This is a genomic window from Streptomyces sp. NPDC001410, assembly GCF_042895235.1.
Lineage (GTDB): Bacteria > Actinomycetota > Actinomycetes > Streptomycetales > Streptomycetaceae > Streptomyces.
In genome coordinates this window covers 79134-93627 of record NZ_JBIAWE010000014.1, presented here as the reverse complement: position 1 = coordinate 93627, position 14494 = coordinate 79134, and the positions used below count along the sequence as shown (strand labels likewise).

Genomic DNA, 14494 nt, shown 5'->3' with positions numbered 1-14494 from the left:
CCGGCCGCAGGCACACCGCGCCCGCACTACGGAGCCGCCGAAGCGCCGCCGGCATACGCGCCGCAGGCACAGCCCGCCGCAGGCGCACCGCACCCGCACTACGGAGCCGCTCAAGCGCCGCAGGCACACGCACAGCCGGCCGCAGGCACACGCACCCGCACTACAGAGCCGCCCAAGCGCCGCAGGCACACGCGCCGCAGGCGCCCTCTCCGGTTAGGCTCTGGCCAGGACGACCGAGATCCAGGGGAGGCCACGGATGACGCCGGGGCGCAGGAGCAGTACCTTCACGCGACTGCTGCGGCACGGCTTCACGGATCCCTCCGCCGCCGAGCGCCTCCTGGAGAGCGGCGAGCTGGCGCCCCTCCGCGACGACCCCTTCCTCCTGGAGGCCCTGGGCGCCACCGCCGACCCGGACCTGGCCCTGCACGGCCTGGTCCGCCTGCTGGAGTCCCAGCCCGCGCCCACCGCCCGCCGCGAACTGCTGGACACGCTGATAGCGGCCAAGCCCCTGCGCGACCGCCTCCTGGGGGTCCTCGGCGCCTCCGCCGCCCTCGCGGACCACCTCGCCCGCCACCCGAGCGACTGGCAGGCGCTGGTCACGTACGAGCCCCGGGACCTGCACCCTGGTGTCGAGGAGTTCGAGCGCGGTCTGGCCGAGGCCGTCGACCCCATCTCGCTGCGCGTGGCCTACCGCCGCTGCCTGCTGTCGATAGCGGCACGTGACGTGTGCGGAACCACGGACCTCCACGAGACCGCCGCCGAACTGGCCGACCTGGCCACCGCCACTCTCCGCACGGCGTTGGCCATGGCCGTGGCCGCCGCCCCCGGGGACGCCGCGGTCTGCCGTCTCGCGGTGATCGCGATGGGCAAGTGCGGCGGCCACGAGCTGAACTACGTCTCGGACGTGGACGTGATCTTCGTGGCCGAGGCGGCGGAAGGCGCGGACGAGGGCAAGGCGCTCAAGTCCGCGACCAAGCTGGCCTCGCACATGATGCGGATCTGCTCCGAGACGACCATCGAGGGCTCGATCTGGCCGGTGGACGCCAACCTGCGCCCCGAGGGCCGCAACGGCCCCCTCGTCCGCACCCTCAGCAGCCACCTCGCCTACTACCAACGCTGGGCCAAGACCTGGGAGTTCCAGGCCCTGCTCAAGGCCCGCCCGGTGGCCGGGGACAGCACCCTGGGCCAGGCGTACGTCGACTCGCTCGAACCCCTCGTCTGGAAGGCGGCCGAGCGCGAGAACTTCGTGCCCGACGTGCAGAAGATGCGCCGCCGGGTGGTGGAGAACATCCCCGCCGCGGAGGTCGAGCGCGAGCTGAAACTCGGCCCGGGCGGCCTGCGGGACGTCGAGTTCGCCGTCCAGCTCCTGCAGTTGGTGCACGGCCGCACCGACCCCTCCCTGCGCAGCGGCACCACCCTCGACGCGCTCCAGGCACTCGCCGCCGGCGGCTACGTGGGCCGCGAGGACGCCGCCCGCCTCGACGAGGCCTACCGCTTCCTGCGCTCCATGGAGCACCGCATCCAGCTCTACCGGCTGCGCCGCACCCACCTCGTCCCCGAGGCGGAGGCCGACCTGCGCCGCCTCGGCCGCTCCCTGGGCCTGCGCACCGACCCGGTGGCCGAGCTGCAGCGCGAGTGGAAGCGGCACACCGGTGTCGTACGCCGGCTGCACGAGAAGCTCTTCTACCGCCCGCTGCTCGACGCGGTGGCCCAACTCGCCCCCGGCGAGGCCAGGCTGAGCGCGGTGGCGGCCCGCGAGCGCCTGGTCGCCCTGGGCTACGCCGACCCGGCCGCGGCCCTGCGCCACCTGGAGGCCCTGGCCTCCGGCGTGACCCGCAAGGCGGCCATCCAGCGCACCCTGCTGCCCGTGCTCCTCGGCTGGTTCGCCGACTCCGCCGACCCGGACGCGGGTCTGCTCAACTTCCGCAAGGTCTCCGACGCGCTCGGCAAGACCCCCTGGTACCTCAGACTCCTCAGGGACGAGGGCGCGGCCGCCGAGAACCTGGCCCGCGTCCTGTCGGCGGGCCGCCTCGCCCCCGACCTGCTCATGCGCGCCCCGGAGGCGGTGGCCCTGCTGGGCGACGGCGACGGCGGCGGCGGTCTGGATCCGCGCGAGCGCGCCCCGCTGGAGCAGGAGATCCTCGCCGCCGTGGGCCGTGCCGAGAACGCCGAGCAGGGCGTCACCGCGGCCCGCGGGGTCCGCCGCCGCGAGCTGTTCCGTACGGCCGCCGGGGACATCGTCTCCTCGTACGGCACCGAGACCAGCCCCGCCGAGGCCGACCAGGGCGCCCTGGTGGACCGGGTCGGCGCCGCCGTCTCCGACCTGACCGCGGCCACCCTCGCGGGCACCCTGCGCGCGGTGGTCCGCGACGGCTGGGGCGACACCCTGCCGACCCGGTTCGCGATCATCGGGATGGGCCGTTTCGGCGGCCACGAGCTGGGCTACGGCTCCGACGCCGACGTGCTGTTCGTGCACGAGCCGCAGGAGGGCGTGGACGAGCGGGAGGCCGCGGAGGCCGCGAACAAGGTCGTCGCCGAGATGCGCCGCCTGCTGCAGCTGCCCAGCGCCGACCCGCCGCTGCTCATCGACGCCGACCTGCGCCCCGAGGGCAAGTCGGGGCCGCTGGTGCGCACCCTGAAGTCGTACGAGGCCTACTACCGCCGCTGGTCCCTGGTCTGGGAGTCGCAGGCGCTGCTGCGGGCCGAGCCGGTCGCCGGGGACGAGGACCTGAGCCGCCGCTTCACCGAGCTGATCGACCCGCTGCGCTACCCGCAGCGGGGCCTGGGCGAGGACGCGGTCCGTGAGATCCGCCGGCTGAAGGCGCGGATGGAGGCCGAGCGGCTGCCGCGCGGCGCCGACCCCAGGCTGCACACCAAGCTCGGTCCCGGCGGCCTGTCCGACGTCGAGTGGACCGTCCAGCTGATCCAGATGCGCCACGGCTGGCACGAGCCCGGCCTGCGCACCACCGGTACCCGCGAGGCCCTGGCCCACGCCCACGCGGCCGGGCTGATCGCCGCCGAGGACGCGGCCGTGCTGGACGAGGCCTGGGTGCTGGCCACCCGGGTGCGCAACGCGGTCATGCTGGTCCGCGGCCGGGCCGGGGACACCTTCCCGACCGAACCCCGCGAGCTGGCCGCGGTCGGCCGCTACCTGGGCTACGGCGCCGGGCACGCCGGGGACATGCTGGACGCCTACCGCCGTACGACCCGTAGGGCGCGCACGGTCGTGAAGGACCTGTTCTACGCGGACGGAAGTTGAGTCTTCTACCGGACGGAAGGCGAGCTGCTACGCGGACGGGACCCGAGCCGGCGCGGCGGCCCGGGCCGGGACCTGCACCAGCCTCGGCAGGGCGTACGGCAGGCTGCCGTACCAGAGCCGGGCCACCGTGAAACCGAAGGCCAGGCAGAGGACGCCGCCCACCGCGTCCAGCCAGAAGTGGTTGGCCGTGGCCACGATCACCAGCAGTGTGGTCGCCGGGTAGAGCAGGCCCAGCACCCGTACCCACGGCACGGAGGCCAGCGCGAAGACGGTCAGCCCGCACCACAGCGACCAGCCGATGTGCATGGACGGCATCGCCGCGTACTGGTTCGACATGTGCTTCAGGTCGCCCGAGGCCATCGAGCCCCAGGTGTGGTGCACCATCACCGTGTCCACGAAGAGGCCGCCGTTCATCAGCCGGGGCGGGGCCAGTGGGAACAGGTAGTAGCCGACGAGCGCCACACCCGTGGTCGCGAACAGTGCCAGCCGGGTCGCCGCGTAGCGGCCGGGATGCCAGTGGTAGAGCCACACCAGAACACCCAGCGTGACCACGAAGTGCAGTGTGGCGTAGTAGTAGTTCATGCCGATGATCAGCCAATTCGCCGAGTTCACGGCATGGTTGACCAACTCCTCGACGGCGACGCCCAGCCGGTGCTCCAGACGCCAGACCCAGTCGGCGTTGCGCAGCGCCTGGGCCTTCTGCTCCGGGACCGCGTTGCGGATCAGGGAGTAGGTCCAGTAACTCACCGCGATGAGCAGGATCTCGAACCACAACCGGGGCCTGCGCGGGCGGCGCAGCCGATGCCGTAGACCCTGTCTGTCCTCGCCCGTGACGGCCTGCGGAACGGCCAACTCCTCGCGACCTTCCGGTTCTGTCACGGTCGAGTCACTCATAGGCACAGAGTCTGCCAGAAAAGGCTTCCTCGCCAGATCATCCCAAGGTTGGGTCCAACCCGCACGTTCTACGACATACGGAGGACATTCGGCGCCGAAGCGGTCGAACCCCGCACCACCAGCTCCGGCATGAACACGAACTCGCTGTGCGGCGCGGGCGTCCCGCCGATCTCCTCCAGCAGCGTGCGCACCGCGGCCTGACCCATCGCCGGGACCGGCTTGCGGACCGTGGTCAGCGGCGGGTCGGTGAAGGCGATCAGCGGGGAGTCGTCGAAGCCCACCACGGACACGTCCCGCGGCACCTCCAGGCCCAGCTGCCGGGCGGCCCGTATGGCACCGAGCGCCATCATGTCGCTCGCGCACACCACCGCCGTGCAGTTGCGCTGGATCAGCGCGGTCGCGGCCGCCTGGCCACCCTCCAGTGTGTACAGCGAGTGCTGGATCAGCTCGGTCTCGATCGTCCGGGCGTCCAGCCCCAACTGGTCCTGCATCGCCCGTATGAAGCCCTCGATCTTGCGCTGCACCGGCACGAACCGCTTCGGGCCGAGCGCGAGACCGATCCGGGTGTGGCCCAGCGACGCCAGGTGCGTCACCGCCAGCGTCATCGCGGCCCGGTCGTCGGGGGAGATGAACGGCGCCTGCACCTTCGGCGAGAACCCGTCGACCAGGACGAACGGCACGCCCTGCGCCCGCAGCCGCTCATAGCGCTGCATGTCGGCGGTGGTGTCGGCGTGCAGCCCGGAGACGTAGATGATCCCCGCCACCCCGCGGTCCACCAGCATCTCGGTCAGCTCGTCCTCCGTCGACCCGCCCGGGGTCTGGGTGGCGAGCACCGGGGTGTAGCCCTGCCGGGTCAGCGCCTGGCCGATGACCTGGGCCAGGGCCGGGAATATCGGGTTCTCCAGCTCCGGGGTGATCAGGCCCACCAGGCCCTCGCTGCGCTGCCGCAGTCGTACCGGACGCTCGTAGCCGAGCACGTCCAGCGCGGCGAGCACGGACTGGCGGGTTGTGGCGGCGACGCCCGGCTTCCCGTTGAGGACGCGGCTGACGGTCGCTTCGCTCACCCCCGCCTGCGCAGCGATGTCCGCAAGCCGTGTGGTCACGGCACTGGACTGTACCGGCCGCACCGCGCCTTGCACACCGACGGGACGCCGTGCGCGGCCGGCCGCGCGGCCGGCCGTGGATTGCTGCGTCATCGCGCTCCCTCGAAATAGTGGCAGCAAGAGCTTGCAGAGTCTTGCACAAGTGTCCCTCTCCCCGCTCAGCGGCTTCAATAGGCGGTTACGCGGGTGTCGAGGAGAGGTCACGGGCCGGTAACCGTCGTGGTGTCTTGCACTTTTTTTCTGCAAGGTCTTTCGCAACGCTTACATGGCTGTTACGTTCCAGTCGCCCGGCGGCCGCAACGGCGCAGTCGGCAAGACCGCGGGGACGGCGGACGGGACCCTCCCTGCATCACACGGGCTTTAACCCTCAAGGAGAACTCATGCGGCGTGGCATAGCGGCCTCCGCGCTGGTGGCGTCCCTCGCCCTGGCGGCGACGGCGTGCGGCGGGAGCGACAGCGACAGCAAGTCGGACGGCCCGGTCACCATCACCTGGTGGGACACCTCCAACGCCACCAATGAGGCGCCGACGTACAAGGCCCTGGTCAAGCAGTTCGAGGCCGCCAACAAGAACATCAAGGTCAAGTACGTCAACGTCCCCTTCGACCAGGCGCAGAACAAGTTCGACACCGCCGCCGGCTCCAAGGGCGCCCCGGACGTGCTGCGCTCCGAGGTCGGCTGGACCCCGGCCTTCGCGAAGAAGAGCTACTTCCTGCCGCTGGACGGCACGGACGCCCTCACCGACCAGGCCAAGTTCCAGCCGAACCTGATCAAGCAGGCCCAGTACGAGGGCAAGACCTACGGCGTGCCGTTCGTCACCGACACCCTCGCCCTGGTCTACAACAAGGCCCTGTTCAAGAAGGCCGGCATCACCGAGGCCCCCACGACCTGGGCCGAGCTGAAGAGTGACGCCGCCAAGGTCAAGGCCAAGACCGGCGTCGACGGCTACTGGGGTTCCACCCAGGCCTACTACGCCCAGTCCTTCCTCTACGGCGAGGGCACCGACACCGTCGACGCCACCGCCAAGAAGATCACCGTGAACTCGGCCGCCGCCAAGAAGGCCTACGGCACCTGGCTGAGCCTGTTCTCGGGCAAGGGTCTGCACAAGGCCGACACCACCGCCGACGCCTACGCCCACATCCAGGACGCGTTCGTCAACGGCAAGGTCGCCGCGATCGTCCAGGGGCCCTGGGAGATCACGAACTTCTACAAGGGCAAGGCCTTCACGGACAAGTCCAACCTGGGCATCGCCACCGTCCCGGCCGGCTCCTCCGGCAAGGCGGGCGCCCCGACCGGCGGCCACAACCTCGCGGTCTACGCCGGCTCCGACAAGGCCCACCAGGCCGCGGCGCTCAAGCTCGTGCAGTTCATGACCTCGGCGAAGTCCCAGGAGACCATCGCCCTGAAGAACTCCACGCTGCCCACCCGCTCGGACGCCTACACCGCCCAGGTCAAGGCCGACCCCGGCATCGCCGGCTACCAGGGCGTCCTCGCCGCCGCCCAGCCCCGCCCGGCGCTGCCCGAGTACAGCTCCCTGTGGGGTCCGCTGGACACCGAGCTGCCCAAGATCGCCGGTGGCAAGGAGTCGCTGGACAAGGGTCTGAGCAACGCCGAGCTGGCCATGACCAAGCTGGTGCCCGACTTCAGCAAGTAAGCCCGCTGGCCGCCGGATCCTCCCGAGGGGGGAAGGATCCGGCGGCCATCGGCCTGTGCCCAGCCCAACCCCTGAACCATCAGAAGGTGTCGAACCATGACAGTCGCCATCGACCGCGCGACCGGCAAGCGCCGCGGTGACCGCGCGCCTCGGCCCGGGCTGGGGCAGCGCATCAAAAACGGCTACCAGAAACACTGGTACGCCTACGCGATGATCGCCCCGGTGGTCATCGTGCTCGGTGTCATCGTGGGCTACCCCCTGGTGCGGGGTCTCTACCTGACCCTCACCGATGCCAACAGCCTCAACTCGGCGCGCACGATCGGCGTCAACCACATCGCCGCCACCTACAAGTTCATCGGCCTGGACAACTACAAGGACATCCTGTTCGGCCCGACCTCGTACGACCGCTTCTGGTCGCACTTCCTGTGGACCGTCTTCTGGACGGCGGCCTGTGTGTTCCTGCACTACACGATTGGCCTCGGCCTCGCGCTCATGCTCAACCAGAAGCTGCGCGGCCGCACCTTCTACCGGCTGATGCTGGTCCTGCCCTGGGCCGTGCCGACCTTCGTCACCGTCTTCTCCTGGCGGATCATGCTCGCCGACTCCGGCGTGCTCAACCAGTTCCTCGACGCCCTCCACCTGCCCCAGCCGCAGTGGCTGGAGGACACCTTCTGGCAGCGGTTCGCCGCGATCATGGTCAACACCTGGTGCGGTGTGCCGTTCATGATGCTCTCGCTGCTCGGCGGCCTGCAGTCCATCGACTCCACGCTCTACGAGGCCGCGGAGATGGACGGCGCCAGCGCCTGGCAGCAGTTCCGGCACGTCACCCTGCCCGGCCTGCGCTCGGTCAGCTCCACCGTGGTGCTGCTCGGCATCATCTGGACCTTCAACCAGTTCGCGATCATCTTCCTGCTGTTCGGCCCCACCGGTGCGCCCGACGCCCAGATCCTCGTGACCTGGGCCTACTTCCTGGGCTTCGGACAGCAGCCGCGTGACTTCGCCCAGTCCGCCGCGTACGGCGTACTGCTGCTGTCGATCCTGACCGTCTTCACCTCCTTCTACTTCCGCTGGCTGAAGCGCAATGACCAGCTCGCCGTCTGACGCCGCAGGAGCCGCCGCCATGAGCACCACGACCCTCGAAAAGACCGAGGCCGCACCCGCCCCCACCGCACCGGCCCCGCGCCGGACCCGCCCGCGCGGCGAGCGCGGCCCGCTCGGTGCCGCCCTCCTGCACGGCGGCCTCGTCGTCGCGAGCCTCATCGCACTGGCCCCGGTGGCCTGGCTGTTCTTCCTGTCCCTCGGCCCGGACAAGGACGACTACCTGCACCCCGGCAGGATCGCCGGCAAGCTCACCTTCTCCAACTACAGCTTCGTGCTGGAGCACACCGCCTTCTTCGACTGGTTCAAGTCGACGATGATCGTGGCCTGCGGCACCACCCTGATCGGTGTCTTCGTCGCCGCGACCACCGGCTACGCGGTCTCCCGCATGCGCTTTCCCGGCTACAAGTCGCTGATGTGGGTGCTGCTGCTCACCCAGGCCTTCCCGATCGCCATCCTGATCGTGCCGATGTACGAGATCTTCAGCGAACTCGGGCTCATCGACACCTACTGGTCGCTGATCGTCATCAACTGCACCACCGCCGTGCCCTACAGCGCGTGGCTGCTCAAGGGGTACTTCGACACCATCCCCTTCGAGATCGACGAGGCCGGACGCGTGGACGGGCTCAGCCCCTTCGGCACCTTCTTCCGGCTGATCCTGCCGCTGGCCCGCCCCGGGCTGGCCGTCGCCGCCTTCTACAACTTCATCACCGCCGTCGGTGAGGTGGCCTTCGCGACCACCTTCATGCTCGACGACTCGAAGTACACCTTCGCCGTCGGTCTGCAGACCTTCGTCAGCGAGCACGACGCGCAGTGGAACTACATGGCCGCCACCGCGGTACTGATCGCGATACCCGTGTCCGCGTTCTTCTACCTCGTGCAGAAGAACCTCGTCACCGGCCTCACCGCAGGCGGCACGAAGGGCTGAGGCCCTTCCCGCACCGGGCTCCCGCGCGCCTGTCCGCGCGGGTAGGCGGCCGCGGTGTCCATCCGACCCCGCTGACACCGCGGCCGCCTCGCACACCCCCTGGCCCCTGTCGCCGTACCCACGCTCCCATGACCAGAACTCCCTTACGCATCAAGGACGCCATGAGCCAGCAGACCCCTGCAGCCCCGGCCGACGACTCCGCCGTCGCCACCGTCGCCCAGCACCGCGACTGGTGGCGGGACGCGGTGATCTACCAGGTCTATCCGCGCAGCTTCGCCGACAGCAACGGCGACGGCATGGGCGACCTGGAAGGCGTACGCTCCCGACTCCCGTACCTGCGCGACCTCGGCGTGGACGCCGTGTGGCTCAGCCCCTTCTACGCCTCCCCGCAGGCCGACGCCGGCTACGACGTCGCCGACTACCGCGCCGTCGACCCCATGTTCGGCAACCTGCTCGACGCCGACGCGCTGATCCGCGACGCCCACGAGCTGGGCCTGCGCGTCATCGTCGACCTGGTCCCGAACCACTCCTCGGACCAGCACGAGTGGTTCAAGCGCGCCCTCGCCGAGGGCCCCGGCTCGCCCCTGCGCGAGCGCTACCACTTCCGTCCCGGGAAGGGCGATAACGGCGAACTCCCCCCGAACGACTGGGAGTCGATCTTCGGCGGCCCCGCCTGGACCCGGGTCGAGGACGGCGAGTGGTACCTCCACCTCTTCGCCCCCGAGCAGCCCGACTTCAACTGGGAGCACCCGGCGGTCGGCGACGAGTTCCGCTCCATCCTGCGCTTCTGGCTGGACATGGGCGTGGACGGCTTCCGCATCGACGTCGCCCACGGACTGGTGAAGGCCGACGGCCTCCCGGACCTGGGTTCCCACGACCAGCTCAAGCTGCTGGGCAACGATGTCATGCCGTTCTTCGACCAGGACGGCGTGCACGCCATCTACCGCCAGTGGCGGGTGGTCCTCGACGAGTACGCGGGCGAACGCATCTTCGTGGCGGAGGCGTGGACCCCGACCGTCGAGCGCACCGCGAACTACGTCCGCCCGGACGAGCTGCACCAGGCCTTCAACTTCCAGTACCTGGGCACGGAGTGGGACGCGGAGGAACTGCGGACGGTCATCGACCGCACCCTGGAGGCGATGCGTCCGGTCGGCGCCCCCGCCACCTGGGTCCTGTCCAACCACGACGTCACCCGCCACGCGACGCGCTTCGCCAACCCTCCGGGTCTCGGCACCCAGATCCGCACGGCGGGCGACCGTGAGCTGGGCCTGCGTCGGGCCCGCGCGGCGACCCTCCTCATGCTGGCCCTGCCCGGCTCGGCGTACGTCTACCAGGGCGAGGAGCTGGGCCTCCCGGACGTCGTGGACCTGCCCGACGAGGTGCGCCAGGATCCGGCGTTCTTCCGCGGCGCCGGCCAGGACGGCTTCCGCGACGGCTGCCGGGTGCCGATCCCGTGGACCCGCGAGGGCTCCTCGTACGGCTTCGGCGCCGGCGGCAGCTGGCTGCCCCAGCCGTCGGCCTGGGCCGAGCTGAGTGTCGAGGCGCAGTCGGGCGTCCCCGGTTCGACGCTGGAGCTGTACCGCTCGGCGCTGGGCATCCGCAGGTCGCAGCCCGACCTGGGCGCGGGCGAGGCGGTCGAGTGGCTGCGCGCGCCGGAGGGCGTCCTGGCCTTCCGCCGGGGCGAGTTCGTGTGTGTCGCGAACACCTCCGGCGAGTCCGTGACGACCCCGTCCCACGGCCGCGTCCTGCTCGCCAGCGGCGAGGTGACCGAGGCCGACGGCGAGACGAAGGTGCCCGCCGACACGACCGTGTGGTGGACGACGGCGTGATCACCGCTCGATAACTTCTTCCGTCAACTTCTTACGGCCCGCTGCCCTTTTGGGTGGCGGGCCTTTAACATCTGGCCACCGCAAGGTTTCTGAAAGATTTCAGCAAGGCCTTCAACGGAGAAGGAACCCCCACATGGCCAGCAGCAGAATCGTTTCGGGTGCCCTCGCCCTCACCGCCGCCGCCGTCCTCGCCCCAGGGACCGCCGCGTACGCCTCCCCGCCCGGCACCAAGGACGTCACCGCCGTCCTCTTCGAGTGGAAGTACTCCTCGGTCGCCCGCGAGTGCACCAACACCCTCGGCCCCGCCGGCTACGGCTACGTCCAGGTCTCCCCGCCCGCCGAGCACATACAGGGCTCGCAGTGGTGGACGTCGTACCAGCCGGTGTCGTACAAGATCGCGGGCCGCCTCGGCGACCGCACCGCCTTCCAGAGCATGGTGAACACGTGCCACGCGGCCGGTGTGAAGGTCGTCGTCGACACGGTCGTCAACCACATGGCGGCGGGCTCGGGCACCGGCACGGGCGGCTCGTCGTACACGAAGTACGACTACCCCGGCCTGTACTCCTCCTACGACTTCGACGACTGCACCTCCCAGGTCACCAACTACCAGGACCGCTGGAACGTCCAGCACTGCGAACTGGTGGGCCTCGCCGACCTGGACACGGGCGAGGAGTACGTCCGCAAGACGATCGCGGGCTATATGAACGACCTGCTCACGCTGGGGGTCGACGGCTTCCGGATCGACGCCGCCAAGCACATCCCGGCGGACGACCTGGCCAACATCAAGAGCCGTCTGACCAACCCCTCCGTCTACTGGAAGCAGGAGGTCATCTACGGCGCGAACGAGGCCGTCCAGCCGACCGAGTACACCGGCAACGGAGACGTCCAGGAGTTCCGCTACGCCTACGACCTCAAGCGCGTCTTCAACAACGAGAAGCTCGCGTACCTGACCAACTACGGCGAGGGCTGGGGCTACCTGAGCAGCTCCGTGGCAGGCGTCTTCGTAGACAATCACGACACGGAACGCAACGGCTCGACCCTCAACTACAAGGACGGCGCCAACTACACCCTGGCCAACGTCTTCATGCTGGCTTACCCCTACGGCGCCCCGGACATCAACTCCGGCTACGAGTGGTCCGACGTGGACGCGGGCCCGCCGAACGGCGGCACCGTCAACGCCTGCTGGCAGGACGGCTGGAAGTGCCAGCACGCCTGGCCGGAGATCATCCGCATGGTCGCCTTCCGCAACGCGACCCGCGGCCAGGCCGTCTCCAACTGGTGGGACAACGGCAACAACGCGATCGCCTTCGGTCGGGGCAGCAAGGGCTATGTGGCGATCAACCACGAGTCCTCGTCCCTGACCCGCACGTACCAGACCTCGCTGCCCGCGGGCACCTACTGCAACGTCCAGAACAACACGACGGTGACGGTGAACTCCGCAGGGCAGTTCACCGCCACCTTGGGCTCGAACACGGCGCTCGCGATCTACGCCGGCAAGTCGAGCTGCTGAGCCCGGGGCACTACTTCCAGGTGTCGCTGGTGGTGTAGCCGGACGAACTGCCCGTCGTGTACGAGCGGTTCGTCCCGGACTCCCAGGTCACGTTCCCGGAGCCGTCCTTCTTCACGTACTTGTACGCGAAGGACGTGCTCCTGGGGACGATGACGAGCTTGCTCCAGGTCGGGTAGGACGCCGAGGACAGCGGGATCGCGTCGCTCGTGTTCCAGGAGCCGAGGGAGGGGAGGGAGCCGACGACATAGACGTTGGTACCCCAGTCGGTCGTCGCGGTCTCGTTGAAGGTGACGTCGGTGGCGTCCGCGTCCGCCACGTTCCAGGAGTTGTCCAGGGTGATCGCCGAGGTCGCGGCTGTCGCCGACCGGTTGGCGTTCGACTCCCAGGTGACGTTGCCCGAGCTGTCCTTCTTTATGTACTTGTAGGTGAAGGAGGTGTTGATCGGCACGCTGACCTCGCCCGACCAGACCGGGTAGCCGGCGGACGACAGCTGGACCGCCTTCGAGGTGTCCCAGCCGCCCAGCGCCGGGATGGAGCCGACGACGTAGACGTTGGTGCCGGACGTGGTCGAGGCGTACTCGTCGAAGGTCGCGCTCACCGTCGACGCCGAACCGCCGCCGCCCGTGTCGTCGCAGCCCACCGTGCAGGTGTAGGACGCGTTGTAGAAGGCGACCGCGCCCTTCGCCGGGACGGTGATCGACGCGCTGCCGCCGGAGACGGTGACCTTCGTCGCGCCGCCGTCGACGACGTTGCTGTACGTGCCGTCCGCCATGCCTGTCGCGAAGGTGTACGTCGCCGACGACGAGCCGTTGTTCAGCGCGAAGAAGCCGGCGCCGCTGCGCCCGAAGCCGATCACGGACGACGACTTTGTCTGCCAGTCGGAGACGGCGGCCGTGTCGACGGCGTTGTGCCAGGCCACCATGCCGACGACCGCCGTGTCGCGGTCCAGGCAGTACCAGCCGTTCGCGCAGTCCGTGCCGGTCACGAAGCCCGACGAGTTCGGCGGGGCCTGGTCGCTCCGGGTCCACTCCCAGCTGGCGTACACGGTCGGCGTCGACCACTTGTAGGCGAGCTGGAAGAGGTTGGCGAGCTTGTAGGTGTCGCCGTCCTTGTAGGACATGTGCAGGCCGTTGCGCTCGGTGTCGTGGTTCGTCACGAAGGACACCGAGTCGGCGGCGGGCAGGATGCCGGAGGAGGACAGGGACTCCAGGTCGCTCACGTTGCCCTGGAACGCGGACTTCAGCTTGCTCGCGTAGGTGAAGTCGAGGACGTCACCGGAGGCGTAGTAGTCCGCGGGCTGGGGGGTCGAGCCCGGGTAGATCTCCTGGAAGACGTACGGCGCCGAGCCCGACGTGGTGTTCGTCAGCTTGGCCTCGATCGCCGCCAGGTCGGCCTCGGGGATGTGCTTGGCCGCGTCCACCCGGAAGCCGTCGACGCCGAGGGCGAGCTGGCTGTTGAGGAAGTTCGCGATGCCCGCGCGGACCGTGTCCGAACCGGTCTTCAGGTCGGGCAGGCCGAGGAGTTCGCAGTTCTGGACCTGGGTGAGGTTCGAGTAGTCCTGGATCGTCAGGTCGGAGGTGGGACACGACGTCGAGTCGTGGTAGTCGGCGCGGTCCCAGTCGGGGGTGACGTACTTGCTGGTGACCGTCGTGCCGTTGTAGCCGGTGCCGGTCTGCGCGGCGGTGTGGTTGATCACCGCGTCCGTGTAGACCTTGACGCCGGCCTGGTGGCAGGCGGTCACCATCGACGCGAACTCCGCCGCCGAACCGAAGCGGCTGTTCAGGTTGTAGGAGTACGGCTGGTAGACGTCCCACCAGTAGTAGTTGGTCTGCTTCAGGGACTCGGCGGGCGGGGCGACCTGCACCGCGCCGTACCCGGCGGGGCCCAGGACGTTCGTGCACTCCGCGGCGACGGAGTCCCAGTTCCATTCCCACAGGTTGGCGATGACGTCGCCCTTGGCGGTGGTGTCCGCCTGTGCGGGTGTCGCGGGCAGGGCTATGGCTCCCGCCAGTGCGAGGGCGCCTGCGGCCGCGGCGGTCGCGGTGCGGCGGAGGACACCCGGGGGATGGTGTCTGCTCATGTGCGGCTCCGAAACGAACTTCGAGAGAAGGGGACAGAGTTCAACAACCCGTGAGCGTGGGGCAGTTGAGAAGGGGACGTCAAGGTTGACGCTGAAACTTCTTGCTATGAATTTCAAGGGTCTTGCTGTAAACCTTTCGAC

General features: G+C 69.6%; 9 protein-coding genes. 6 read left to right on the top strand and 3 right to left on the bottom strand.

The window, feature by feature from the left end; translation table 11 throughout:
• The first annotated feature begins 256 nt into the window (after positions 1 to 256).
• Complete coding sequence (locus ACFY3C_RS29170; protein WP_390772839.1) at positions 257 to 3259, top strand: bifunctional [glutamine synthetase] adenylyltransferase/[glutamine synthetase]-adenylyl-L-tyrosine phosphorylase; 3003 nt, start codon at positions 257 to 259, stop codon at positions 3257 to 3259.
• A gap of 27 nt (positions 3260 to 3286) precedes the next feature.
• Here the strand turns inward: ACFY3C_RS29170 and ACFY3C_RS29165 are convergent, their stop codons facing one another.
• Together ACFY3C_RS29165 and ACFY3C_RS29160 are read right to left on the bottom strand one after the other, a co-directional pair.
• Entirely contained in the window at positions 3287 to 4153 is an 867-nt protein-coding gene (locus ACFY3C_RS29165) for a phosphatase PAP2 family protein (protein WP_390772838.1), read from the bottom strand.
• 68 nt (positions 4154 to 4221) lie between these two features.
• Positions 4222 to 5256, bottom strand: coding sequence for a LacI family DNA-binding transcriptional regulator (locus tag ACFY3C_RS29160; RefSeq protein ID WP_386574441.1), 1035 nt, complete (start codon positions 5254 to 5256; stop codon positions 4222 to 4224).
• A gap of 380 nt (positions 5257 to 5636) precedes the next feature.
• Between ACFY3C_RS29160 and ACFY3C_RS29155 the strand changes: the two genes are divergently transcribed.
• From ACFY3C_RS29155 to ACFY3C_RS29135, 5 genes are all read left to right on the top strand, one after another.
• Complete coding sequence (locus ACFY3C_RS29155; RefSeq protein ID WP_386574440.1) at positions 5637 to 6908, top strand: extracellular solute-binding protein; 1272 nt, start codon at positions 5637 to 5639, stop codon at positions 6906 to 6908.
• 96 nt (positions 6909 to 7004) lie between these two features.
• Complete coding sequence (locus ACFY3C_RS29150) at positions 7005 to 8009, top strand: carbohydrate ABC transporter permease (protein ID WP_390772837.1); 1005 nt, start codon at positions 7005 to 7007, stop codon at positions 8007 to 8009.
• A 19-nt stretch (positions 8010 to 8028) separates the two neighbouring features.
• Positions 8029 to 8934: a sugar ABC transporter permease gene (locus ACFY3C_RS29145; RefSeq protein ID WP_390772836.1), complete on the top strand. Its 906-nt coding sequence runs from the start codon at positions 8029 to 8031 to the stop codon at positions 8932 to 8934.
• 161 nt (positions 8935 to 9095) lie between these two features.
• The gene (locus ACFY3C_RS29140) at positions 9096 to 10763 is read left to right on the top strand and encodes a glycoside hydrolase family 13 protein (protein ID WP_390772962.1); all 1668 of its coding nucleotides are present in this window, start codon (positions 9096 to 9098) and stop codon (positions 10761 to 10763) included.
• A gap of 133 nt (positions 10764 to 10896) precedes the next feature.
• Positions 10897 to 12273 (top strand): alpha-amylase family protein, encoded by a 1377-nt coding sequence (locus ACFY3C_RS29135; protein WP_390772835.1) that lies wholly within the window; start codon positions 10897 to 10899, stop codon positions 12271 to 12273.
• A 10-nt stretch (positions 12274 to 12283) separates the two neighbouring features.
• Here ACFY3C_RS29135 and ACFY3C_RS29130 read toward each other — a convergent pair whose 3' ends face one another.
• Positions 12284 to 14353 carry a carbohydrate-binding module family 20 domain-containing protein gene (locus tag ACFY3C_RS29130; RefSeq protein ID WP_390772834.1) on the bottom strand — a complete coding sequence of 690 codons (2070 nt, stop codon included), beginning with the start codon at positions 14351 to 14353 and terminating at the stop codon, positions 12284 to 12286.
• Positions 14354 to 14494 lie beyond the last annotated feature (141 nt).

Excerpts from the sequence above, each read along its gene's own strand:
- ACFY3C_RS29155 (WP_386574440.1), top strand. The coding sequence starts at position 5,637 with ATGCGGCGTGGCATAGCGGCCTCCGCGCTGGTGGCGTCCCTCGCCCTG.
- ACFY3C_RS29165 (WP_390772838.1), bottom strand. The coding sequence starts at position 4,153 with ATGAGTGACTCGACCGTGACAGAACCGGAAGGTCGCGAGGAGTTGGCC.
- ACFY3C_RS29140 (WP_390772962.1), top strand. The coding sequence starts at position 9,096 with ATGAGCCAGCAGACCCCTGCAGCCCCGGCCGACGACTCCGCCGTCGCC.
- ACFY3C_RS29130 (WP_390772834.1), bottom strand. The coding sequence starts at position 14,353 with ATGAGCAGACACCATCCCCCGGGTGTCCTCCGCCGCACCGCGACCGCC.
- ACFY3C_RS29145 (WP_390772836.1), top strand. The coding sequence starts at position 8,029 with ATGAGCACCACGACCCTCGAAAAGACCGAGGCCGCACCCGCCCCCACC.
- ACFY3C_RS29135 (WP_390772835.1), top strand. The coding sequence starts at position 10,897 with ATGGCCAGCAGCAGAATCGTTTCGGGTGCCCTCGCCCTCACCGCCGCC.
- ACFY3C_RS29150 (WP_390772837.1), top strand. The coding sequence starts at position 7,005 with ATGACAGTCGCCATCGACCGCGCGACCGGCAAGCGCCGCGGTGACCGC.
- ACFY3C_RS29170 (WP_390772839.1), top strand. The coding sequence starts at position 257 with ATGACGCCGGGGCGCAGGAGCAGTACCTTCACGCGACTGCTGCGGCAC.